The organism is Rhizobium sp. BK379 (genome assembly GCF_014193955.1).
Taxonomy (GTDB): Bacteria; Pseudomonadota; Alphaproteobacteria; order Rhizobiales; family Rhizobiaceae; genus Rhizobium.
The window spans coordinates 347,544-369,273 of record NZ_JACIAD010000005.1 but is presented as its reverse complement, the minus strand read 5'-3'; the positions used below and the strand labels follow the sequence as shown (position 1 = coordinate 369,273).

20 protein-coding genes and 1 tRNA gene are annotated in these 21,730 nt (G+C 59.6%); 5 read left to right on the top strand and 16 right to left on the bottom strand.

Annotated elements, in window-relative coordinates; genetic code table 11:
* Positions 1 to 8: 8 nt before the first annotated feature.
* Genes FHT93_RS23450 through obgE form a run of 3 tightly spaced genes read right to left on the bottom strand, consistent with a single transcriptional unit; the run spans position 9 to position 3,517 of the window.
* The gene (locus tag FHT93_RS23450) at positions 9 to 1,292 is read right to left on the bottom strand and encodes a glutamate-5-semialdehyde dehydrogenase (protein WP_183849670.1); all 1,284 of its coding nucleotides are present in this window, start codon (positions 1,290 to 1,292) and stop codon (positions 9 to 11) included.
* Positions 1,285 to 2,454 (bottom strand): glutamate 5-kinase, encoded by a 1,170-nt coding sequence (gene proB / locus FHT93_RS23445; RefSeq protein ID WP_113013425.1) that lies wholly within the window; start codon positions 2,452 to 2,454, stop codon positions 1,285 to 1,287. Before proB ends, FHT93_RS23450 begins: the two co-directional genes overlap by 8 nt.
* The gene (gene obgE / locus FHT93_RS23440; RefSeq protein ID WP_018114298.1) at positions 2,447 to 3,517 is read right to left on the bottom strand and encodes a GTPase ObgE; all 1,071 of its coding nucleotides are present in this window, start codon (positions 3,515 to 3,517) and stop codon (positions 2,447 to 2,449) included. Before obgE ends, proB begins: the two co-directional genes overlap by 8 nt.
* 83 nt (positions 3,518 to 3,600) lie before the next feature.
* On the opposite strand from obgE, the gene FHT93_RS23435 reads away from it, so the two are divergent.
* Positions 3,601 to 4,467, top strand: coding sequence for an endonuclease/exonuclease/phosphatase family protein (locus tag FHT93_RS23435; RefSeq protein ID WP_018114297.1), 867 nt, complete (start codon positions 3,601 to 3,603; stop codon positions 4,465 to 4,467).
* A gap of 137 nt (positions 4,468 to 4,604) precedes the next feature.
* Here the strand turns inward: FHT93_RS23435 and FHT93_RS23430 are convergent, their stop codons facing one another.
* From FHT93_RS23430 to rplU, 4 genes are all read right to left on the bottom strand, one after another.
* On the bottom strand, positions 4,605 to 5,192 hold the full coding sequence (locus FHT93_RS23430) for a GNAT family N-acetyltransferase (protein WP_112544912.1): 588 nt from the start codon (positions 5,190 to 5,192) through the stop codon (positions 4,605 to 4,607).
* The gene (locus FHT93_RS23425; protein ID WP_112544911.1) at positions 5,189 to 5,845 is read right to left on the bottom strand and encodes a GNAT family protein; all 657 of its coding nucleotides are present in this window, start codon (positions 5,843 to 5,845) and stop codon (positions 5,189 to 5,191) included. Before FHT93_RS23425 ends, FHT93_RS23430 begins: the two co-directional genes overlap by 4 nt.
* Before the next feature lie 125 nt (positions 5,846 to 5,970).
* The gene (rpmA, locus tag FHT93_RS23420; RefSeq protein WP_007824841.1) at positions 5,971 to 6,240 is read right to left on the bottom strand and encodes a 50S ribosomal protein L27; all 270 of its coding nucleotides are present in this window, start codon (positions 6,238 to 6,240) and stop codon (positions 5,971 to 5,973) included.
* A 34-nt stretch (positions 6,241 to 6,274) separates the two neighbouring features.
* Entirely contained in the window at positions 6,275 to 6,592 is a 318-nt protein-coding gene (gene rplU, locus FHT93_RS23415; RefSeq protein WP_007824851.1) for a 50S ribosomal protein L21, read from the bottom strand.
* Positions 6,593 to 6,896: 304 nt separating this feature from the next.
* On the opposite strand from rplU, the gene FHT93_RS23410 reads away from it, so the two are divergent.
* A tRNA-Ser gene (locus tag FHT93_RS23410) sits at positions 6,897 to 6,986 on the top strand.
* A gap of 53 nt (positions 6,987 to 7,039) precedes the next feature.
* On the opposite strand, the gene rtcR is transcribed toward FHT93_RS23410, so the two are convergent.
* The gene (rtcR, locus tag FHT93_RS23405; protein ID WP_183849669.1) at positions 7,040 to 8,647 is read right to left on the bottom strand and encodes an RNA repair transcriptional activator RtcR; all 1,608 of its coding nucleotides are present in this window, start codon (positions 8,645 to 8,647) and stop codon (positions 7,040 to 7,042) included.
* A 294-nt stretch (positions 8,648 to 8,941) separates the two neighbouring features.
* Between rtcR and FHT93_RS23400 the strand changes: the two genes are divergently transcribed.
* Entirely contained in the window at positions 8,942 to 10,360 is a 1,419-nt protein-coding gene (locus tag FHT93_RS23400; RefSeq protein WP_183849668.1) for an RtcB family protein, read from the top strand.
* Between the two features lie 77 nt (positions 10,361 to 10,437).
* On the opposite strand, the gene FHT93_RS23395 is transcribed toward FHT93_RS23400, so the two are convergent.
* From FHT93_RS23395 to FHT93_RS23380, 4 genes are all read right to left on the bottom strand, one after another.
* On the bottom strand, positions 10,438 to 12,147 hold the full coding sequence (locus FHT93_RS23395) for a flotillin domain-containing protein (protein WP_246781708.1): 1,710 nt from the start codon (positions 12,145 to 12,147) through the stop codon (positions 10,438 to 10,440).
* Positions 12,144 to 12,794 carry an OB-fold-containig protein gene (locus FHT93_RS23390; protein ID WP_113013379.1) on the bottom strand — a complete coding sequence of 217 codons (651 nt, stop codon included), beginning with the start codon at positions 12,792 to 12,794 and terminating at the stop codon, positions 12,144 to 12,146. The genes FHT93_RS23395 and FHT93_RS23390 overlap by 4 nt, the downstream gene beginning before the upstream one ends.
* Before the next feature lie 6 nt (positions 12,795 to 12,800).
* Positions 12,801 to 13,946 (bottom strand): PspA/IM30 family protein, encoded by a 1,146-nt coding sequence (locus tag FHT93_RS23385; RefSeq protein WP_183849666.1) that lies wholly within the window; start codon positions 13,944 to 13,946, stop codon positions 12,801 to 12,803.
* Between the two features lie 108 nt (positions 13,947 to 14,054).
* Entirely contained in the window at positions 14,055 to 14,981 is a 927-nt protein-coding gene (locus tag FHT93_RS23380; RefSeq protein WP_183849754.1) for a LysR family transcriptional regulator, read from the bottom strand.
* A 165-nt stretch (positions 14,982 to 15,146) separates the two neighbouring features.
* Between FHT93_RS23380 and FHT93_RS23375 the strand changes: the two genes are divergently transcribed.
* Complete coding sequence (locus FHT93_RS23375) at positions 15,147 to 16,676, top strand: MFS transporter (RefSeq protein ID WP_183849664.1); 1,530 nt, start codon at positions 15,147 to 15,149, stop codon at positions 16,674 to 16,676.
* 177 nt (positions 16,677 to 16,853) lie between these two features.
* The gene (locus FHT93_RS23370; RefSeq protein WP_112544878.1) at positions 16,854 to 17,111 is read left to right on the top strand and encodes a DUF2934 domain-containing protein; all 258 of its coding nucleotides are present in this window, start codon (positions 16,854 to 16,856) and stop codon (positions 17,109 to 17,111) included.
* 80 nt (positions 17,112 to 17,191) lie between these two features.
* Here FHT93_RS23370 and FHT93_RS23365 read toward each other — a convergent pair whose 3' ends face one another.
* The 4 genes from FHT93_RS23365 to FHT93_RS23350 form a co-directional block, all read right to left on the bottom strand.
* The gene (locus tag FHT93_RS23365) at positions 17,192 to 18,703 is read right to left on the bottom strand and encodes an aldehyde dehydrogenase family protein (RefSeq protein WP_246781707.1); all 1,512 of its coding nucleotides are present in this window, start codon (positions 18,701 to 18,703) and stop codon (positions 17,192 to 17,194) included.
* Between the two features lie 41 nt (positions 18,704 to 18,744).
* Complete coding sequence (locus tag FHT93_RS23360; protein WP_183849662.1) at positions 18,745 to 19,389, bottom strand: ThuA domain-containing protein; 645 nt, start codon at positions 19,387 to 19,389, stop codon at positions 18,745 to 18,747.
* A 112-nt stretch (positions 19,390 to 19,501) separates the two neighbouring features.
* Entirely contained in the window at positions 19,502 to 20,539 is a 1,038-nt protein-coding gene (locus FHT93_RS23355; protein WP_246781706.1) for a hydroxyacid dehydrogenase, read from the bottom strand.
* Positions 20,540 to 20,652: 113 nt separating this feature from the next.
* The gene (locus FHT93_RS23350) at positions 20,653 to 21,681 is read right to left on the bottom strand and encodes a LacI family DNA-binding transcriptional regulator (protein ID WP_113115475.1); all 1,029 of its coding nucleotides are present in this window, start codon (positions 21,679 to 21,681) and stop codon (positions 20,653 to 20,655) included.
* Between the last annotated feature and the right edge of the window lie 49 nt (positions 21,682 to 21,730).

Genomic DNA, 21,730 nt, shown 5'->3' with positions numbered 1-21,730 from the left:
TGGTCACGTCAGGGCCGCGTCTGTCCGTTGCCGCGAACGCGGTATTTGAAAGAAGTAAGCTGCTCGACGCCTACAGGGCCGCGCGCATGCATCTTGCCAGTGGCAATGCCGATCTCCGCACCCATGCCGAATTCACCGCCATCAGCGAATTGGGTGGAGGCGTTGTGCAGCAGGATGGCCGAGTCGATCTCGGTAAAGAAGCGCTCGACGACTTCTGGGTCTTCGGCAAGCACGGCTTCGGTATGGTTCGACGAATATTTCTGGATATGACCGATCGCGCCGGAGATGCCGTCGACGACGGCAACAGAAATGATGGCATCCAGATATTCGGTCGACCAGTCTTCTTCGGTCGCAGGCTTCAAGCCCGGCACGACGTCGATAACAGCGGCCGAGGCGCGAACCTCGCAGCCGGCCCGGCTCAGAACCTCGATCAATGGTTTCAGATGCGTGCCGGAGACGGCCTCGTCAACCAGCAGGGTTTCGGCTGCTCCGCAGACGCCGGTGCGGCGCATCTTGGCATTGACGATGATATCCTTCGCCATTTCGAGATCGGCGGAGGCATCGACATAGATATGGCAGAGGCCCTCGAGATGGGCGAAAACCGGCACGCGCGCTTCGCTCTGCACGCGGGCAACAAGGCTCTTGCCGCCACGCGGCACGATGACGTCGATTGTGCCATCAAGACCGCGCAGCATGGCGCCGACGGCGGCGCGATCGGTGACAGGTACGAGCTGGATCGCATATTCCGGCAAGCCGGCTGCCTTCAGGCCCTCGACCATGCAGGCATGGATCGCAGCCGAGGAACGGCGCGAATCCGAACCGCAGCGCAGGATCACCGCATTGCCGGCCTTCAGGCAGAGCGCACCGGCATCGGCCGTGACATTCGGCCGGCTTTCAAAGATGACGCCGATGACACCGAGCGGTGTTCGCACACGCTCGATCTTCAGGCCGTTCGGCCGGTCCCAGGCGGCGATGACTTCCCCGACAGGATCGGGAAGAGCGGCAATCGCGCGAATACCCTCGGCCATTTCCGTGACGCGCTTGTCGTTCAGTGTCAGGCGATCGATGAAGGAGGCGAGCATGTCCGTGCCCTCCACATCCTTCAAATCCCTGGCATTTTCCGAAAGGATACGGGCCTTGTTCGCAAGGATGGCATCCGCCATCGCGTTCAGAGCCTTGTTCTTGGCATTGGTGGAAGCAAAGCCCAATGGTCGCGCGGCGGCCTTGGCCTTGCGGCCGATGTCGTTCATCAGCACGTCAATGTCAGGGCTTAGCGCAACAGTATCAAGCATAGCTTGCGTCCTTCTTCTGCCTTTCCGATTTCGAGCCGATCTGCGCCGTCATGACCATATCGTCGCGATGGACCATGGCGGCGCGGCCGGGATAACCGAGGATTGCCTCGATCTCAGCCGATTTGCGGCCGGCGATCTGGCGGGCTTCCTCTGCATCGTAGCTGACGAGCCCACGGGCGACCTCGCGGCCGGAAGGGGCGATGATCGCTACCGTATCGCCGCGGGCGAAATTGCCGGAGATGCTGCGCACGCCAGCGGGCAGCAGACTTTTGCCAGCGCCGAGCGCTGTGACGGCGCCTTCATCGAGATGCAGCATGCCGGCCGGCTGAAGCTGGCCGGCGATCCAGGTCTTGCGGGCGGTGACGGGCGTGCCCGAAGGCGCAAACCAGGAGGAGCGCGCGCCTTTTTCGATTGCCGACAGCGGACTTTCCGTCTTGCCGGACGCAATGATCATGGCGCAGCCCGACGTTGTCGCGATCTTGCCGGCATCGATCTTGGTGCGCATGCCGCCGCGTGAGAGTTCCGAGGCCGCGCCACCGGCCATGGCTTCGATCTCTGGCGTGATTTCCGCAATGGCTTCCAGGAATTGGGCATCCGGATCGAGATGCGGCGGAGCGGTATAGAGACCGTCGATATCGGAGAGAAGGATCAGCAGGTCAGCGCCGGTCATGGTGGCGACGCGGGCAGCGAGGCGGTCATTGTCGCCATATCGGATCTCGCTGGTCGCGACCGTGTCGTTCTCATTGATGATCGGCACGGCGCCGATCTTCAAAAGTTGATTGATGGTGGCGCGGGCGTTGAGGTAGCGGCGGCGCTCTTCGGTATCGCCGAGCGTCAGCAGGATCTGGCCGGCGACGGTGTCGTCTCGTGAAAGGCTTTCCGACCAGGCACGTGCCAGCGCGATCTGGCCGACCGCCGCTGCCGCCTGGCTTTCCTCCAGCTTCAGGGCGCCCGAGGGAAGATCGAGCACCGAGCGGCCGAGTGCGATGGCGCCTGACGATACCACGAGAATATCGACGCCTTTGGACTTCAGCGCAGCGATATCGGCGCACATGGCATCGAGCCATGATTTCTTCAGGCCGGTCTTGCGATCGACCAAGAGCGCCGAGCCGATCTTGATGACGACGCGGCGATAGCGATCCAGCGGTTTGCGGCTACTCATCGCTCTCGTCCTCGTCGCTGAGGATCATGTCGCGATGGCGCAGCTTGGGGGTCTTGGCCGGCTTTTCCTCGGTGTTGGCTTCGACGATGATGTCGCGCAGCGCGCGCAGCACTTCCGTCATTCCCTTGCCGGTAACGGCCGAAATCAGGAACGGCGTCTTGCCGCAGGCCTTTGCAAGTTCCTTGGCCTTCTTCTTCAGCGTCGCGTCGTCGAGGACGTCGATCTGGGATAGCGCAACGATTTCCGGCTTGTCGGTAAGGTCGTTGCCATAGGCTTCGAGCTCGTGCTTGACCGTCTTGTAGGCCTTGCCGACCTTTTCCTCCTGGGCAGAGACGAGATGCAGCAGTACGCGCGTGCGCTCGACATGGCCGAGGAAACGGTCGCCGATGCCCACGCCCTCATGCGCACCTTCGATGAGACCGGGAATATCGGCAAGGATGAATTCCCGCTCGTCGATAGTCGCGACACCGAGGTTGGGGTGCAGCGTCGTGAAGGGGTAATTGGCGATCTTCGGCCGGGCGCGGGTCACGGAAGCGAGGAAGGTGGACTTGCCGGCATTCGGCAGGCCGACGAGGCCGGCATCCGCAATCAGCTTCAGGTGCAGCCAAATGGTCTTTTCTTCGCCCTCGAGGCCGGGATTGGCCCAGTCCGGCGCCTGATTGACCGAAGACTTGAAGTGGGAATTGCCGAAGCCGCCATTGCCGCCTTTTGCGAGGCAGAAGCGCTGGCCTTCCTCGGTCAGGTCGCAGATGAGGCTTTCCTGATCCTCCTCGAGGATCTGCGTGCCGACCGGAACCTTGAGTGTCACGTCATCGCCATTGGCGCCGGTGCGGTTTTTGCCCATGCCGTGCATGCCGACCTTGGCCTTGAAGTGCTGCTGGTAACGAAAATCGATCAGCGTGTTGAGGCCATTGACGGCCTCGACCCAGACATCGCCGCCGCGCCCGCCGTCACCTCCGTCGGGCCCGCCGAACTCGATGAATTTCTCACGGCGGAAGGAGACGCTGCCCGCGCCACCATCACCCGACCGGATATAGACCTTTGCTTCATCGAGAAATTTCATTTTACTTCCAGTACTCAGTGCGTTTGGGCGACCCCTCTTGGCCCATTCGATATAGGCGGTTCAGGCGGAGGTCAAAGAATATCGTGATTTTTGCGAGCTATAACATACAGTACGGCTTCGGTCTCGACGGCAGATACGATCCGGAACGTATCGCCGGAAGCCTCGAAGGTGCTGATGTCATCGCGCTCCAGGAGGTGACGAGAGGCTTCGTTCGGAACGATTATGCCAATATGCCGGATATTATCGCGGCTCTGTTTCCCGACCATTTCTGGGTCTATGGACCGGCCTGCGACATGCATGTCGAGGCGCCGAAGGGCCGGATTTCGCTGCCGCGCGATACCCGTTTTCAGTTCGGCAATATGGTCCTGTCGCGCTGGCCTATCCTGTCGACGCGCACGCTGCTTTTGCCGCGCAGCCGTACGATCGACAAGATAAACCTGCAGCGTGCTGCTACGGAAACCGTTATTGCGACCCCCGGCGGCGCTGTCCGCGTCTATTCCGTCCATCTCGATCATGTCTCTATCGACGAACGCCTTGCGCAGCTTCGCCATCTCGGCGAGCGCATCAATGCCTTCGTTCAGGAGGGCGCATCGCTGAGCGGGGGCAGCGAATTCGGGCTTCCGGAGCTGCCGCTGCCGGAGGATTACGTCATCATGGGCGATTTCAACATGGAGCCGGAATCGCCGGAATACTGCGCCTTCGCCGGATCCGTCGACGGATTTTACGGCCGTACGGCGCGGATCGGCACGCCGATCGACGCCTTTGCGGCGCTTGGAGCCTATACGCCCGGAAGCTACAGCTGGATGGATCCGGAAGATCACGGCAAGCGGATGCATATCGATTACTGTTTCGTCAGTTGCGGCCTCAAGGACCGGTTGAAATCCGCTGTCATCGATACGGATTCGCCAGGGTCCGATCATTTTCCCCTGCGGGTCGAGATCGGCGATTGAAAGGACGCCGCCCTTAAAGCGTGCCGCGATCTTTCAGATCGCTCACTCGCCTTAAGGTCTTTGTTTCGTGCATGCCGTTACCGCAAAACCACTGCACACTTTTGCGCGACAGGCATCATAGCGGCGTCCTTCCTATATCAGGCGACCTTTTTCTGCTGCAGAGCGCCAGGCTGCAGCACGGTTTCGATATGGGCGACCATGGTGTTGCGGGCGAAAGAGTAGATTTCGCTGCAGCCGGTCATCCGGAAACCGAGTTTTTCCTGCAGTCGGAGGGATGCAGGATTGTCGGCAAAGACGCCCGAATGAACGGGAACGTCAGGCATGCGCCGCGAGAAACGTTCCAGCACGGCTTCCGCCGCCTCGCTCATATAGCCGCGCTGCCAGTAGTAGCGGTTCAGCCAATAACCGAGGTGCCAGCGGCCGTGACGAAGTTCGATCGACACATTGCCGATATGAACATCATCACTGCCGGTGATCGCCAAACTCCAATCAGGCATTACGCCTGACGTAACCGGGATCAGCCAGTCCAACGCATCCTGCCGGTCGAAGGGGGCGGGAACGCGGGCCAGCATGCGGGTGACCGCGAAATCGGAAAGCGATTCCGCGATCGCCGGAGCGTCACTCAGCCTGTGCGGGCGAAGCGTCAGCCTTGCCGTGGTGATGACCGGCGCAGGGCCGGGCATCATGGGCTTGCTCTTGGGCCGCTGAAGGGTAACCGAACTCATGAGATTGCCCCCCAGCTTCTCAGCGACATCCAGGTCTTGCGGTCGAGCCGGTACCATTCGACCGGCACGTTGCTGCCGAGCGCCAGCGATGCGGCAAGGCCGGACCCCTGGAACTGGAAGCCGCACTTCTGGATGACGCGGCGCGAAGCGACGTTCATGACCCGGCAGCGGGCATCGATCTGCTCGACCTGCTGCCGCGTCCTGAACACCATGTCGACGAGGGCATGGCATGCCTCGGTCATATAACCCTGGTTCCAATAGGGTTCGCCCAGCCAGTAGCCGATCTCGACGGTCTTCTCGTCGGTATGCGGCTCTACCCCGCAGCACCCCATGAAGGCACCGTTTTCAGCTTTGGTGATGGCATAGACGCACTTGCCAATCTCGCCATTTCGCGTACGCCAAACAAAGTCGGCGGCATCATTGGCGGTATATGGGTGCGGCATACGCGATACCATGGTGGCGACTTTGGCGTTGTTGGCGAGATGGGCAAGGGCGTCAATGTCTTCCTCGTGGGGCGCGCGCATGACGAGCCTTTCCGATAACAAGACAGGGCAATCGGTCCTTAACCGCTCCGGCCTCAGCCGTTCCATGGAAGACCGCTGGTCTTCCCGGGATGACCGTGATTGGTCAACCCTTATCAATTCGCCTTGCATGTTCAGTCCTCCTGTTTGGACAAAGAAAAAGGGGAGATGGCGCCCCATCTCCCCTGTTTTCTGGACTGAACCTGGTACGGTCAGCCGGGTCGATGAGACGCCGGCTGTTTTAGAGCGCTACCGGCTTATTCCGCTGCTTCCGCTTTCGGCATTACAGACACGTACACGCGACCATTGGCCTTCGTTCGGTAGTCCACATTGCCTGCCGTAAGCGCAAAAATAGTATGATCCTTGCCGAGGCCGACATTGGCGCCCGGATGCCACTGCGTACCGCGCTGGCGAACGATGATGTTGCCTGCTACGACATTTTCGCCGCCGAACTTCTTCACGCCGAGGCGCTTGGAATCGGAATCGCGACCGTTACGCGAGGAACCGCCAGCTTTTTTATGTGCCATTGGAGTTCTCCTTTAAACCTGAAACCCGTTGATCTTACTTGGCGGCCACGATGTCCGTGATACGGACAACCGTGTGATGCTGGCGATGGCCGCGCGAACGCTTCGAATTCTGACGACGACGCTTCTTGAAGGCGATAACCTTCTTGCCGCGGGTCTGGTCGACGACTTCCGCCTTGACGGAGGCGCCGGCTACGAAGGGCGCACCGATCGCTGCGTCGGCGCCTTCGCCGATCACGAGGACTTCGGTGAATTCAATGGAGTCGCCAGCGGAGGCTTCAAGCTTCTCGATGGTCAGCACGTCGTTGGCTGCCACACGGTACTGCTTACCGCCGGTCTTGATGACTGCGAACATTATTTTATCCTTTCATGTTCGATCCAGCTCTCCCCGCAACAGGCAGGTGGCTGTCTTCTTATCAGTCGAAGTTAAGCAGGGATTTCAGGGAACTAGCCCGGAACTCTGGTCTGCCGGTGAAACCCCGCGCGAGCGCGAGGCGGGCAAGGGGCGGATTACTCCGCTCCTATTGCGGATGCGGGATACGCGAGTGACAGAAAGGTGTCAAGGCGAAAGGATGGAAAAGCTTGAGATTTCGGCTTGCCAGCCTGTCATTTGCTCGTTATGAGAACGCCCGCGCCGAACAAGCGCCGACCAAATATGCGGAGAGGTGGCAGAGTGGTCGAATGCACCGCACTCGAAATGCGGCATACCTGCAAGGGTATCGTGGGTTCAAATCCCACCCTCTCCGCCATTACAAAATCCGGCGATCCGATCACACCGAAAGCCTGCCCAAGGTCCCGGCATTCAACGCGCTGTGCGGACGTCTTCAAATCTCAATCCGAAGCGCGCCAGATATTTCGATAGGCGATCTGCGTCGTTACTGCTCTTTTTCTCAAGGCGTGAGCTTGCGAACAGGGCTCGGCCTGCGGCGCTGATATTAGCATGTTCCCGGCATAGGCGGACGACGGCTGAAAGCTGGGCCGAATCGAAGAGGTCGAGCCCGGCGACCGCGTCTCGGCCGAGGATCTCGATGAGAATATCGTCATTCGACAGGCTCTGGGCCGAATTCCTCCATGAGGTTTTCAGTCGGCGAATTTCGTCCTCGACCGCTTCCACGGTGATCCGTCCTTGTGGGGCGAGCGTCGCCATGCGGGTGATCGAGGCGGAAAGATCGCGGAAGTTGGCGCTCCAGAGAGCCTCTGGGCTGTTTGCGAAGGAAAGGTAGCGCTGGCGAGCCTCCTTGTTGAAGGTGATGTTCTGACCTTCTAATTCTAGAAAACGCCGCAGCTCGAATTCGAGGTTGGGCTCTATGTCCTCCCGGCGCTCGCGCAGGGCAGGAAGCCCGAATGTCCAGAGGTTCAATCGCGCAAGGAGATCTTCGCGAAACTGCCCCTTCTGCACGGCTTCGCGCAGATCCCTGTTCGTGCCGGCGAGGAGCTGGAAGTCGGCGGACACTTCTCGGTCCGCGCCAACCGGCAGGAAGCGCTTTTCCTCGATGGCACGCAGGCACATGGCCTGTTCATCTGCACCCAACTCACCGATCTCGTCCAGAAAGAGAACGCCCTTGTCGGCGGACTTCAGGAGACCTGCTCGTTCGCCGGCGGCACCGGTAAAGGCGCCTTTGACGTGGCCGAAGAGGGTGGACATGGCCTGGTCGCCGCGCAACGTTGCACAGTTCACCTCGACGAAAGGTCCGGTTACCTTGCGCTGGGCCTTTTTCAGTTCGTAAATCCGCTTGGCAAGCTGCGATTTACCGGCGCCTGTCGGCCCTGTGAGCAGCACAGGTGCGCTCGAGCGGATGACGACGCGTTCGATTTCATCGATCATCCGGTTGAAGGCGGCATTGCGCGTAGAAATACCGGATTTCAGGAAGGATGTGGCATCGTCCCTTTCCGAGGCAAAGCGCTTAGCGATTTCATCGTATCGTGAGAGATCAAGATCGATAATGGCGTGCGTGCCTGCAAAGTCCCGATCCGGTTCGCGGCCGCGCGGCGGCGAGAGCTGTAAAAGGCGGCCTGGAATGATCCGCGCCTCGGTCAGCAGAAACCAGCAGATCTGGGCGACATGCGTGCCGGTAGTGATATTGACGAGGTAATCCTCGCTCTCCGGATCGAAATTATAGTTGCGGGCAAAGTCTCGTAGGCTCGTATAGACCTCGGAGAAATCCCAGGGATCCCTGAGATTGATGATGTTCTGGCGGACTTCGGTTGCCGGTGAGACGGTTTCAATATCCGTAATAATCCCTTTTGCCAGCCATTCCGAATGGTTGTCGTGAATGAGCTCAAGGCGATCGATGAACATTCCGGGCTGCCGGCACAGACCAACGTTCGGCCGCCATCGGGTCCAGCGCTCTTCGTGGCGGCCGAGATCAAGCGTCGTTCCAAGGATGCTGATGGCAACTCGACGTTTCATGGGCTATCCAATTTTATAATGTTTTATATTTTAAGATAAGATATGAAAACTCGAATGAAATCGCAATTCTAGACTGAAAGTTCTTTCCGAAGTTTTTATCCGTTTTAAAACAATTGGATAGCAGTAAATTTCTGCTGTTTCTGTGCTTTGGGCGTCCAATTGGCACACCACTTGAATTGTATCCGGCGTCACTTTGCGTGACACGCCTTTGGTTAAAGTCTGATGCGAAAAGATCGTCGCCTGGGTGGTGTGGAAAAACGAACGAATAGAAGGACTGCAGAAGCAGAAAAGATAATGGTTAAAGTCGTAAGCGGACAGGATCTGATCGACGCAGGCATGCTGCAGGGCAAGTGGTTTCGCCCGGCGCTCGATGCTGCCAATAAGGTTCTGAGCGAAAATGGTTCGATGGATGAGGCGATGGCGGCTGCGCGGACATTCCAGCCGGGGCCGACGCTCGCGCTGCGCACGTCTGGCGACATCGAGATCTATTCGAACATCCGCGCTGAAAACTCTTTCGAGCAGGACAATGTCGAGAAGGTGAATGCGACGATGCGCGAGCTTGTCCGCACGCCCGTCATCCGTGCGGCAGCAATCATGCCGGATGCCTGCCCGGCCGGGCCTGTTGGAACCATTCCGGTCGGCGGTGTCGTCGCATCGGAAGGAATCCATCCGGGCATGCACTCTGCGGATATATGCTGCTCGATGGCGATCTCTATCTTTCCGAGCGTCGATCCGAAATCGCTGCTGGATGCCGTTCATGCCGTGACGCATTTCGGTCCGGGTGGCCGTCCACGCGGTGCGCAGATCAAGCCGTCTGAAGCCACGCTTTCTGCTTTTCAGCAGAATCCGTATTTGAAGGATGGTGCGTTCAGCGCGGGAATTGAACATTTCGGGACGCAGGGTGACGGAAACCACTTTGCCTATGTCGGAACGATGAAATCGACCGGCGAGACGGCTCTCGTGACCCATCACGGTTCACGGGCCCCGGGTGCGCGTCTCTATGATCGTGGGATGAAGGTTGCAAACCGCTTCCGCGAACAGATCTCGCCGGAAACGCTGCGCGATAATGCCTGGATTCCCAGCGATACCGAGGAGGCAGAACTCTACTGGGCGGCACTTCAGACGGTGCGTCAGTGGACGAAGGAGAACCATTATGTCATCCATGACATGGCGGCGGAAAATCTCTCCGCCAAGGTCGCTGATCGCTTCTGGAACGAGCACAACTTCGTTTTCAGGAAGTCCGATGGCCTCTTTTATCACGGGAAAGGTGCGACCCCGGCGTTCGACAAATGGGCGGCAGATGCAACGGATCTGACGATCATTCCGCTCAACATGGCGGAACCGATCCTCATCGTTCGCGGTTCGAATGCCGCGCATGGCTTGGGCTTCTCACCGCACGGTGCCGGCCGTAACTTCTCGCGCAGCGCCCATCTGCGGCGTCTTGCAGAAGAATACGGTGCCGACTCCCGCGGGCTCAGCCCGAACAACATCGCCGATATTCTGGCGAAGGAAGCGGCTGGGATCGACGCGCGTTTCTTCTCCGGCTTCGCGGATATTTCCGAATTGCCGGGTGCCTACAAATCGGCTGCCAATGTCCGGGCGCAGATCGAACAGTACGGTCTTGCCGAGGTGGTCGACGAGGTGATTCCTTACGGAAACATCATGGCGGGCGACTGGCAGAAAAACGCGCCTTGGCGGAAGAAGCGCCGGTAGTCCGGATGTGCGCAGATGTGGCCTGTACAAAGAAAAAGGGCGGAGTAATCCGCCCTTTTGGGTTTTGGATATTAGATTTATCTCGGCGGATATAGGTCCTCGATTTTTAGATCAACATTGAGGTCAGCGGGTTCCTGCCGGGCAGCCGAATTCGGTTGGAGGTTTCCGAGCAGCGAAGAAACCGCGTTGTCTCCAGCAAAGCCCGCTTCTTTCAGAAGCTGGTCGAGGACGGGCTTGTTGGCCTGATAATTCAGCAATTGGCCCGCAAGTCCGTCACCGAGCCCTATGTTTCCGCTTCGGGCGTCGCCGCCGCGTCCCAGCATGCCGCCGGTGTCGAAAATACGGATATCGGAAATCTTCTCGATCGGCTTCACCGCCTCAGCCAGCGCCTGCGGAATGATGCGGATACGCTCGCGCAGGATTTCGTAGTCGATGATCGCCGCACTCAACCGGTTGCGTGCTTCGTTCAGCAGGGCTTCGCTTTCGGCCGCCGCCTTGCCGGTCTCCAGAACGCCCTTCGCTTTGATGACCGCGGCGTCTGCCTCTGCCACCGCGAGCGTCTTGATGGCGTCCGCCTGGTCGACGGCGGCCTGTTTTTCAGCTTCGGCACCGACGGTCACGGCCGTCGCGTCGGTTTCCGCCTTCTTGCGGGCGTCGATGACGGCGATCTGACGTTCGCGTTCGGCAATTTCGACGGCCTTTGCGGTCGAAACCTTTTCCTCCGCTGCGATAGCCAGGGCCCTTGCCTGTTCCGCCTTAGCCTTGGCTTCGGACTCCTCGCGGCTCTTGGTGGCGACGGCAATGGCGCTTTCCTGTGAAACGATCTGCAGGTCGCGGCGGGCTTCGGTATCGCGCTGCTGCACGGCGCGGGATGCGTCGATATTCGCGCTTTCGCGGACCTGCTTGGCGAGGGCCTCACGCTCGGCAATCGCCTGCTCGGTGGTGATGCGGGCCTCTTCTTCCGCGCGCTTGGCAGCCTGCTCCTGCTGGGCGGTTTCTGCGCGCGTTGCGGCCGACTTATTGGCGATGTCACGCTCCTGGTTGAGCTCGGCTTCGCGCTTGGTGCGCTCGATTGCCAGTGACTGCTGGCGCGCTTCGAGATCTTTCTGGGCGATGGCGACTTCCGTATCGCGGACGATCTCGTTGCGTTCCTTCTTGCGGCTTTCGGTGATGCGGGTCAGCGTTGCGAGGCCCTGCGCATCGAAGAAGTTGTTGGCATTGAAATGCTTGATGTCGGTCTGGTCGAGGCGGGTCAGGGAGACCGATTCGAGCTCGAGGCCGTTCGATTGCAGGTCAGCGCCGACGGCCTCCTGCACGGCCTTGACGAAATCCATGCGCTGTTCCTGCAGCGCATCGAGGTTCATGGTGGCGGCGACAGAGCGAAGACCGTCCACGAATTTCGCCTCGATCAAAATCCGAAGCTGTTCCGCATCGTTGGTGCGATTGCCGAGGGTCTGCGCAGCGAGCGCGATCGATGAGGCGTCGGGTTTGACGCGCACGTAGAATTCCGCACCGATATCGACCCGCATACGGTCCTTGGTAATGAGTGCGTCACCTTCGCCGCGCCGTACCTCAAGCCGCAGCGTCTTGAGATTGACGCGCGCTATCGATTGAAAGATCGGAAGGACGACCGAGCCGCCATCAAGGACGACCTTCTGGCCGCCGAGACCGGTGCGAACATAGGCCTCGTCCCGGCTGGATCGAGTGTAGAGTGTTGCGAAAACCAGGCCGATGCCCAGGATCAGTACAAGGCCGATAATGGCCGGCAATAGCAGATCGAATATCATGGTGACTCCCCGGTATATGTATCTGGCGCCTTCAGCATGTTTGACGGCGGAGTGATGGCTATGAAAACATTGGATTTATGGTCGACAATGAGGACCTGGGCGCCGATCGCCATGGGCCGTTCGTTCGGCGCGGCCCTAGCCCTGAACGTATGCCAATTGCTGTGCCGGTCCTTAATGCGAACACAGCCGGGCAGCCCTTGATCCAACGGGCCGACTGTCACTTCGCCAGTCCTTCCAATGAATTCGGCGAGGTCAACGGCATAGGTCTCATCACGTGGTACGAGCCGCCCGACGATCCTGGTCAGGGATCGGACTTCAGGGATCGCAACAAGAAAAGCAGGCACTGCGGCCACGAGTGTCGGCAAAGGCAACCAAAGGGTTCGGGCAATCGCCTGGAAAACAAAGCCGTTTATGGCAAACATGCCGAGAAACAGCATCAGCAGCACCAGAACCGGAACTCCACCATAGTTGAGCCATGACAGAAGCCCCGACACGCCGCTGCCGTGATCGTCGGGTAATGCCTTTCCGATCAGCTCGCTGAGCGAAAACCCAATCAAAAGGCAGCACATTTCCAGAAAGGTTAGTGCAGCCAGTATGATTGCCGCAACCGCAAAGGGGGTGGAGTGAGGGTCGAGGAAAAGATCCATCTGCGTTTAATTCTGACCGGCCTTGAGCTGGGCGAGCCGGGCTTCGATCGCCTGTTCCCGATGCAGACGGTCAAGTTCATCCAGTTCTGCGCTTGCAGCCTTATCCTCTGACGGAACTCCTGTGAGGCGTGAAACGGCCGCGGCCGCGCGGGCTGCCCCGTCAGTCGGCCGGCTTCGGCCGGCTGCAGTGTCGGAAGCCTCATGCAGATGCTGAAGACTACGCTTCAAGGCGGCCAGCTTTTCTTCTGCCTCACGGCGTGTCGCCAGGATTGCCTGAAGCGCTTGCTGGCCCTCATCCAGCTGTGTTCTGGCGGCCGATAGGGCATTGTCGAGTGCCGCAAGCTGCGCCTCCAGATCGATCTGTCTTGCCACGCCCGCCTTCGCAAGGTCATCTCGATTGGCCGACATGGCTGTGCGGATCTTGTCATCGAGGGCGCGCCGATCAGCTTCGATCTCGCTGCGTCGGGTCTGGATGCGATATTCTTCCGCCCGTGATTTGCCGAGGTCCACACGGGCCTCGTCGGCAGCAGAATCGATGTCACGAAGCGCTTGTTCGACGACCGCGATTTTGTTTGCTCCTTCGGCCTTGTCGACGGCAGCATTCGCAAGTCCGGCGATAAGGCGACCTACGCGCGACAATATCCCTTCACTTGTCATGATATTGATCTCCCTTCGGTTTGCATGCGGAGTGACGCCGATATCGATCTGAAAGGCACCGTTGTTGGCAACGAGTTGAGCCGCAAAGATGTTGATTGACCCGTTCGAATAGCCCGCGACGTCGTAAGGAACGATCATTCGGCCACGAACGGTCGCGAGTGACAGCGTTGCTGGTCCCTTTATCGAGAACAGTTTTTCATCCAGAGGCAGTTTTGCCGGTGATATCGGATGGTTGCGATTGGATGCGAAGTCGCGCAGACCGAGGGTGACCAGCCTGGCCGGCAGACCGGTTTTCTCCCGAACGGTCTCATAAGCCAGTTCGTGAAGCCTAACGAGATTGGCTCCGTCTTCTTCCGTCAGCATCTCGTCGAGCATGGCGAGCATTTTCGCGTAGGCGGCAAAGGTCTCGTCCAGAGCCTGTTTTGCCTCAGGGTCAGGCGAAAGGTCATAGCGCAAAATCGATGTGTGAGCGGTTTGGGCCATGCTTTCAAACATAAAGCACTACTTTTGTACTTTCAAGTCGGTTTCAGTTTTTAGTTGAAATTTTATCCGGCGGATGAATCCCTAAGTGTGTATGGCGCATTCAGGACATAAATGATTTTCTCAAGCGTGGCGTGCAATAGGGACGCTCTCGCAACGATCGGAAAAGAGCTTTTCGCTGAGGAAATCGACAAGCACGCGGACCTTGGGCGAAAGGTGCCGGTTGGATGGCCAGAGCAGGTGGAATTGGGCGGGGGCATCGATATGGGCATCGAGCACCGTGCGCAGCCTGCCATCTGCAAGCGGATCGCGGGCGAGGAAATCCGGCATGCAGCCGATGCCCATGCCGCTGATTGTGGCGCTGCGTAGTGCTTCCATGTTGTTGCAGGTCAGCACCGTGCGGGTTCTGATTTCCGGATGATCGGGAGAGAGGCTGAGCGGCCAGGGCTGAAGTTTTCCGGAATTCGGGAATCGGAAGCGGACGCCTAAGTGACCTTCCAGGTCACGTGGGCAATCCGGCGTGCCGTGTTTTTCCAGATAGGCGGGAGCCGCGCATAACAAGAGCTGGAACGGGCGAAGTGCACGCGACATTAGCCGCGAATCCGGCAAGGTTCCGCTGCGGATGGTGACATCGACGCCCTCTTCGATCAGATCGACAATCCGGTCGTTGAAGTCGAGATCGAGTTCGACCTCCGGGTAGAGGTTCACGAATTCCGGCAGGATCGGCAGGATCAGATGGTAGCTGACCAGCGGTACGCTCACGCGCAACCGCCCCCGAGGGATCGCAACCGCCTGAGCGAGCGAGGCTTGGGCATCTTCCAGGTCATCAAGGATGCGCCGGCAGCGCTCATGGAACAGGCGGCCTTCTTCCGTCAGTCGCAAGCTCCGCGTCGAGCGCTGGAACAGGCGGACGCCGAGCTGTTGTTCAAGCGCGGTTACGGCCTTGCCGACAGCGGAGGCGGAAAGGCCGAGAGCACGGCCGGCGGCGACGAAACTTCCAAGATCCGCCGTTCTGACGAATGCCGTGAGGCCACCCAGAGGCTGGTCCATATACAGATCCATTCGAGCGGTTTCTTCCTTTATATGCGGAACAAACCATAGGTTATCGAAGCATTATCCTCAATTTATGCTGCTTTCCGCATTCGAAGTCCAGGCGTTTCAGCGCCGCCCGTGCCCCTCCCAAGCGCGTCCCACCCTCGAACCAGCGGATATCTGATGACCGTTCCCCACAAGTCTAAACCTGCAAGTATCGCGGAGAAAATCTTCGTCTTGATCGCCGTCTGCTCCGCAGCGGCGGCTATGCCTCTTACCTTTACAGGTCCCGCCGTGGCCCTGCCGGCAATAAGTGCCGAACTCGGCGGCAGCCCCATTGCCCACAACTGGGTCACCAACGCCTTCATGCTTACCTTTGGCAGCACGCTTATGGCCGCCGGTGCGCTCGCGGACAGCTATGGCCGCAAACGCATCTTCCTGTGCGGCCTTGCCGCCTTCATCCTGTTTTCCGGCGGACTAGCCTTTTCGCCGGATATCGTCTGGTTCGACAGCCTTCGCGCGCTTCAGGGTTTCGGCTCGGCCGCGGCCTTCTCCGGCGGGATGGCATCGCTGGCGCAAGAGTTCGACGGAAAGGAACGCATGCGTGCCTTTAGTCTCGTCGGCGCGAGTTTCGGTATTGGCCTGGCCTTCGGACCGATGGCGTCGGGCATGATGATCGAAGCCTTCGGTTGGCGGGCGATCTTCGCACTCGTTGTTGGCCTCGCCATCATCGCTTTCATATTCGGTGCGGTATTCCTGACGGAAACCCGCGATCCCGAGGCAAGGGGGCTCGATTGGCCGGGCGCAATCAGCTTCACGCTCGCTCTGTCGCTCTTTACTTATGGCGTGCTGCGGGCGCCGGAGAGCGGCTGGGGCGATGCCTTTACGCTTGGGCTCCTTCTGGGCTCGGCGCTGCTGATGGCTCTCTTCTGTTTCATCGAGCACCTCGTAAAGCGGCCTATGCTCGATCTAACGCTTTTCCGGTATCCCCGTTTCGTCGGCGTGCAACTGCTGGCGGCTGCTCCAGCCTATGCATTCGTTGTCCTGCTGATCCTGCTGCCGGTGCGTTTCGTCGGTATCGAGCGTTTGAGTGCGGTTGCTGGGGGACAGATGATGATCGCGCTTTCCGGCCCGCTTCTCATCCTGCCGATCGCAGCCGGGTTGCTGACCCGGTGGTTGCCGGCAGCGACGATCTGCAGCGCCGGTCTCGTCATCTCGGCTGCCGGTCTCTTCTGGCTCGCCCATATTCCCGTCGGTTCGGACCATGTGGCGCTTGTTGCACCCCTGCTGACGATCGGTATCGGCATCAGCCTGCCCTGGGGCCTCATGGACGGGCTTGCCGTCAGTGTCGTGCCGAAGGAGCGTGCCGGCATGGCAACCGGAATCTTCAGCACGACCCGCGTCGCTGGCGAAGGGGTGGCGCTCGCCATCGTGAGTGCGGTCCTCTCCGCGCTGACGCAGTCCTATCTTGGAACAAGCCATGAAGCGATCGCGGCGGCACAGCGCCTGGTGACGGGCGATCTCAAGGGTGCGGGCCAGGCTCTTTCCGGAATGGGCGAGCTGGAACTCATCCATGCCTATAATGATGCTTTCGGCCTGCTTCTGTGGTTTCTAACCGGCATCACGGTTCTGACGGCAATCGTCATTTTCACTTTCATGGGACGCGGTGCCGGCAAAGCCGGCGAAGCGGCTGAAGAGTCTATTGCTGTTTGAACGGAAAAGGGCGGACAAACGTTTCCGCCCTTTTAACTATAGCCACTGAAAAACTACTCTTTCCGACGCAATTTATCCTGCAATATTACATCCGTCAGTAACGACTCCTAAAGTCCGGGCTGTCACTTTTATTTCCATTGGCATTGCGTGAGCATATTTACTGGCTGGGGTTTTGAAATGAATCGTAATCGGGATGATTGGGTCAACCAGCGGGCATATGCCATCTGGGAGGAAGAAGGCCGGCCGCACGGTCGGGGCGAGAGCCATTGGGCACAGGCGCTCAGGGAGTTCGAACAGCTCGAAGCTACCAAGGCTTCTGCCGACGGCAGTGATCTCATCGAAAAACTGAAGGCAGCCGGACGCTTGATGCGGACCTATGACGAGGCCGAGGCACAGGATAATCAGAGCAGCCGGCGCAAGACGGCAGGCCGCTAGGTTGAATCCGGCCACGCGGCAAAAGCCATTTCCATGCGAGCTTGTATAAGCCGCCGACCATCAGGCCGGCGGCTTTTGCATTATTGCGCCAGGCTATCCGCAAGCGTGATGTGAACGTTCTTCAGCTCCGAATATTCATCGAAACCATGACGACCGAGCTCGCGGCCGATCCCGCTTTGCTTGTAGCCGCCGATCGGCATTTGCGGCGTGCCGTCGCCCATGCCGTTGATCCAGGTACGGCCGGCCTTGATGCGGCGGATCGCCTGCAGGGCAGTCGATAGATTGCTCGACCAGACGCAGGCTGAAAGGCCGAAAGGTGTATCATTGGCCAAGCGGATTGCCTCTTCGGGATCCTTGAAGCGGAAGCTGGCAAGAACCGGGCCGAAGATTTCCTCACGAGCAATCGACATATCCGGTTTCACGCCGGTGAAGATCGTCGGCGCGTAGAAAGCGCCGCCTTCGCCGAGAATGGTGCCACCGCTATAGATCTGTGCGCCATCCGCCTTGCCTGCGGCTACATAGCCGGAGACCTTCTCGAGATGGGCTTTGTGGATCAGCGCACCGACGGTGCTGGAATCGTCGAGCGGATCGCCGGTGACGATCCTTGCCGCCAGAGCCTCGACCTTTTCCAGAAGCTTGTCGGCGACGGATTCATGAACGATCAGGCGACTGCCGGCAATGCAGACCTGACCCGAGCAATGGAAAGCGCCGCCAGAAATCTTCGCGGCGGCGGCATCGAGATCAGCATCGGCGAAGACAACCTGCGGACCTTTGCCGCCGAGTTCCAGGCCGACCCTTTTGATGTTCTGGCCGGCAATCGCGCCGATGATCCGGCCGACGCGCTGCGAACCGGTGAAGGTGACCATGTCGACATCGGGATGCTCGGCGAAGATCTGACCGACATCGGCGCCATAGCCTGTCACGACATTCAACACACCGTCCGGCAAGCCAGCCTCGCGGGCAAGTTCTGCGAGGCGGATGGTCGAGCCCGAGGTGAATTCGCTGGGTTTGATAACGACGGTGCAGCCTGCGCCAATCGCCCAGGGAATGCGCTCGGAGCCGATCAACAGCGGGAAATTCCAGGGCGTGATGATGCCGACGACGCCGGCCGGCTCGCGCAGCACGAGCCCGAGCGTATTGGCACCCATATCATTATGCGTTTCGCCTTCGAGGCCCTGTGCGTGGCCGGCGGCATAATGCCAGAGCGTCGCGGAAAAGCCCATTTCGCCGCGCGCCTGGTTGATTGCCTTGCCGACCTCCAGCGCCTCGATGGTGGCAAGCTCCTCGATATTCGCTTCGATGAGATCGGCGACGCGGCGCATGATGCGGGCACGCTCGCCACCGGTCATTTTCGGCCAGGGGCCATGGTCGAAGGCTTTGCGGGCAGCCGCAATTGCAGCCTCGGCGTCGGCACGCGAACCTTTCGGAATGGCGCCGACGATATGGCCGGGGTGAGCAGGACTTTCGCGGTTGATCGTCTCTCCTGACTGGGCGGGAACGCTCCTGCCATCGATCAGCATGGAATAGCGGCGGTCCTGCAGAAGGCGCGGATCGTCTAGGCGCGGCGCGATGAAGCGATATTGGACGGTCATGACATTGTCCTCGATTGCTGAATGGGACTGCTGATGGGCGACTACTGTCGGGCGGCCCAACTGAGGCCGCGCCGGAGAATGAGAGGCATGTAGGGATGGTTGAATTCGGCGGCGACATGGCCGAGTGCCGAATAGAAGATGCGGCCCTCGCCGAAGTGCCGCTTGAAGACTACCGGCATCGCGATATTGCGCGCGGCCGGATCGTACTGGCCGGTAAAGGTTGTGGTGGCGAGGATTTCGACCGAAGGATCGTAGTGCAGGTAATATTGCTCCGAGCGGTAGTCGAAATCCGGGATACCTTCCATCAGCGGATCGTCCTGCCGCATCACCGCGACCCGGAAGTCGATGATATTGCCGGGATGGGCGACCCAGGTGACGCCTGAGACGTAGCGGAAGGGGGCGCTTTCCTTGAAGGACGTGGCAAGGCAGCCATGATGGCCGCCGAGGCCAAGCCCGCCACGTACCGCTTCAACCAGCGCATTGGCATGCGGTTTTTCCAGCGTCTCGCCGGTGATGACAGGGACCAAAAGGTCGGCTTTTTCAAGCTGCGGAGAGCCGAAGATGTCGAGATCATTGGTGATCTCGACCGCAAAGCCGTCTTCACGCAGCAACTCGCCGACGATATTGGCGCATGGTTCAGGCTCATGGCCTGCCCAGCCGCCCCAGACGATGATGGCCTTCCTCATCCTTCCTCCTTCAGAGCGTTTCCGTTTCTCTTCGAACTACGAAAATTCTCTATCTCTTTGTCTTCACGCAATTCCGGAGGCAAAACCGCTGCCTGTTTTCGCCGGAATTGCTCTAGGCCTGATGCAGCAGACCTTCGATGGTAACACTATGGCGCAACGGCTCGCCGGCCAGATAGCGTTCTATCTCTTCGACCACGAGGCGGCCAAGACGATGGCGCTCGCGTCCGATGGCGCCAGCAATATGTGGCGTCATCAGTACATTCTCCAGCGTATAAAGAGGGGAATCGACCGGCGGTGTTTCCGGCTCCGTCACATCGAGAATTGCCCAGAGCCGGCCACTGACGAGTTCGGCCTCCAGTGCTGCGCTATCGACAATGCCGCCACGGGCGGTATTGATCAGCGTTGCGCCGTCGGGCATGCGGGCCAGCATGCCGGCGTCGATCATGCCGCGGGTGGATGCGAGCAACGGCGCGTGGATGGAAATCGTGTCGCAGCTTCTCATCAGTTCGTCGAGAGGAACAAGCGTTGCGCCCATGCGGCGCGCCTCTGACGCATCGACCAACGGATCGTGCAACAGGATTTCGATGCCGAACGGTCGCAGAAGCTCAATGACACGACGGCCGATGCGCGAGGCGCCGATGATGCCGACACGCTTTTCCCAATTGCCGGCGTCGCCGTCATATTGCTGGGAAACGCCGATGAAGCTGCGCTTCGACGTATAGTCCCGGCGAAACCGGAAAACCTGCTTGTTCGCAAAAAGAATGGCGGCAAGTGTAAATTCGGCGACAGGAACGGCATTCGCATCCGCAGCATTGGTAACGACCACGCCACGCTCGAAAACTTCCGGCGCGACGAAATGCTTCACCGACCCGGCCGCATGAGCGATCAGCCGCAGTTTGGGTGCAGTGTCGAGTACCGCTGCATCGATCATCGGGCAGCCCCAACCGGTCACGAGGATCTCCGTATCCGCGAGAATCTGCCTTGCTGCAGCGGTAGAGAAATCGCGGATCGGCAATTCGCCCGGCATTCGGCAGGCCTGCTTCAGCCTGGCAGTATCAGCAGTGGCAAAGAGCTTTTCAATGCCAAAGGGTCCGAAGGCGAAAGCAAGGGCGGGGCGGGCTTTCTCTGCGATCGAAGCATCCTGAAGCAATTGCACTCTCCCTTGCGCCAAGAAGAACTTCGCGCAGTACCGGAGCGGTCAAGCCGCCTCTCGCATCAGATCGCATGGATGCGCAAGTTACGCAAGCTAATTACGCATTTTTCTCAAGTTTGCGCAATTTGCGCAACGGTCTCGCCGCGCTGCAGGCTGACGCCGCATTCGATCTGCAGGGGCGTGGCACTGGGATCTGCAAGCCGCCGCTGTACAAGGCCGATGGCCTGCCGGGCCATCTCGGCACAGTCGACGCGCATTGTCGTCAGCCTTGGATGCATGAGCGCGGCATAGGGAAGGTCGTCGAAACCAATGACGGAGATCTTTTCCGGCACGGGAATGCCGGCCGCCCCGAGGGCGTTCATGAGACGGAAAGCACCCATATCGTTGGCGCAGAAAACGCTCGTCCAACCGGCTTCGCCGCGGGCACGCTTCTCCACCTCAGCCAGCAATTCCGCATCGGTGCCGCCAGCAACGCTGATTGCCGTAGAGACCGCATCGGGACAGGCTTCCAGCGCTGAATAGAAACCGCGGCGGCGCTGGGTCGTCGTCCAGCGCGTATGATCATGGATATAAAGAAGATTCCGGTGACCCGCGTTTAGCAGGGTGCGGCCTGCGAGTTCAGCTCCAAAGAAATTGTTGGGCGCCACGCAGTCAAAGCGCATGGCGGGATCATAACCATTGACCAGCACGGCGTGGCGCGTGCCATCGAGGAAATGCGATGCAAGATTTTCGGAGAGGTCGATGCCGACAAAGATCGTCATGTTCGCTTCTTCATTCTCCTGGTCGCGCAGCATGCGCTCTGGACCAAGGGAGGTCTCGTCCACCATGCGGATGGAGAGCGTGAAGCCGCCGTCGCGGGCGCTGCTCTTCAGGCCGGCGATGACAGCTTCGTAGAAGGGCGCAAGGCCGCCCGTGGCAAGGCTTCCCGTCACATAGGCGCGCAGGTGGCGCATTTGCGCGGCCGGCTGGCGTCCGCGTCCGAGATAACCGGCATCCTGCGCAAGTTTGCGGATTTGCATGCGGCGCTCGTCGCTGATGCCTCGCGCATCGGACAGTGCGCGCGAAACCGTGCTGACGGAAACGCCCGCTGCTTTTGCGATCGCAATTTGGTTCGCGTCGGGCTTACCTGATTTCTTCACTACCTGTCCTCCTGAACCCTTCGATCAAACGAGGATTCCCGCGACAAAT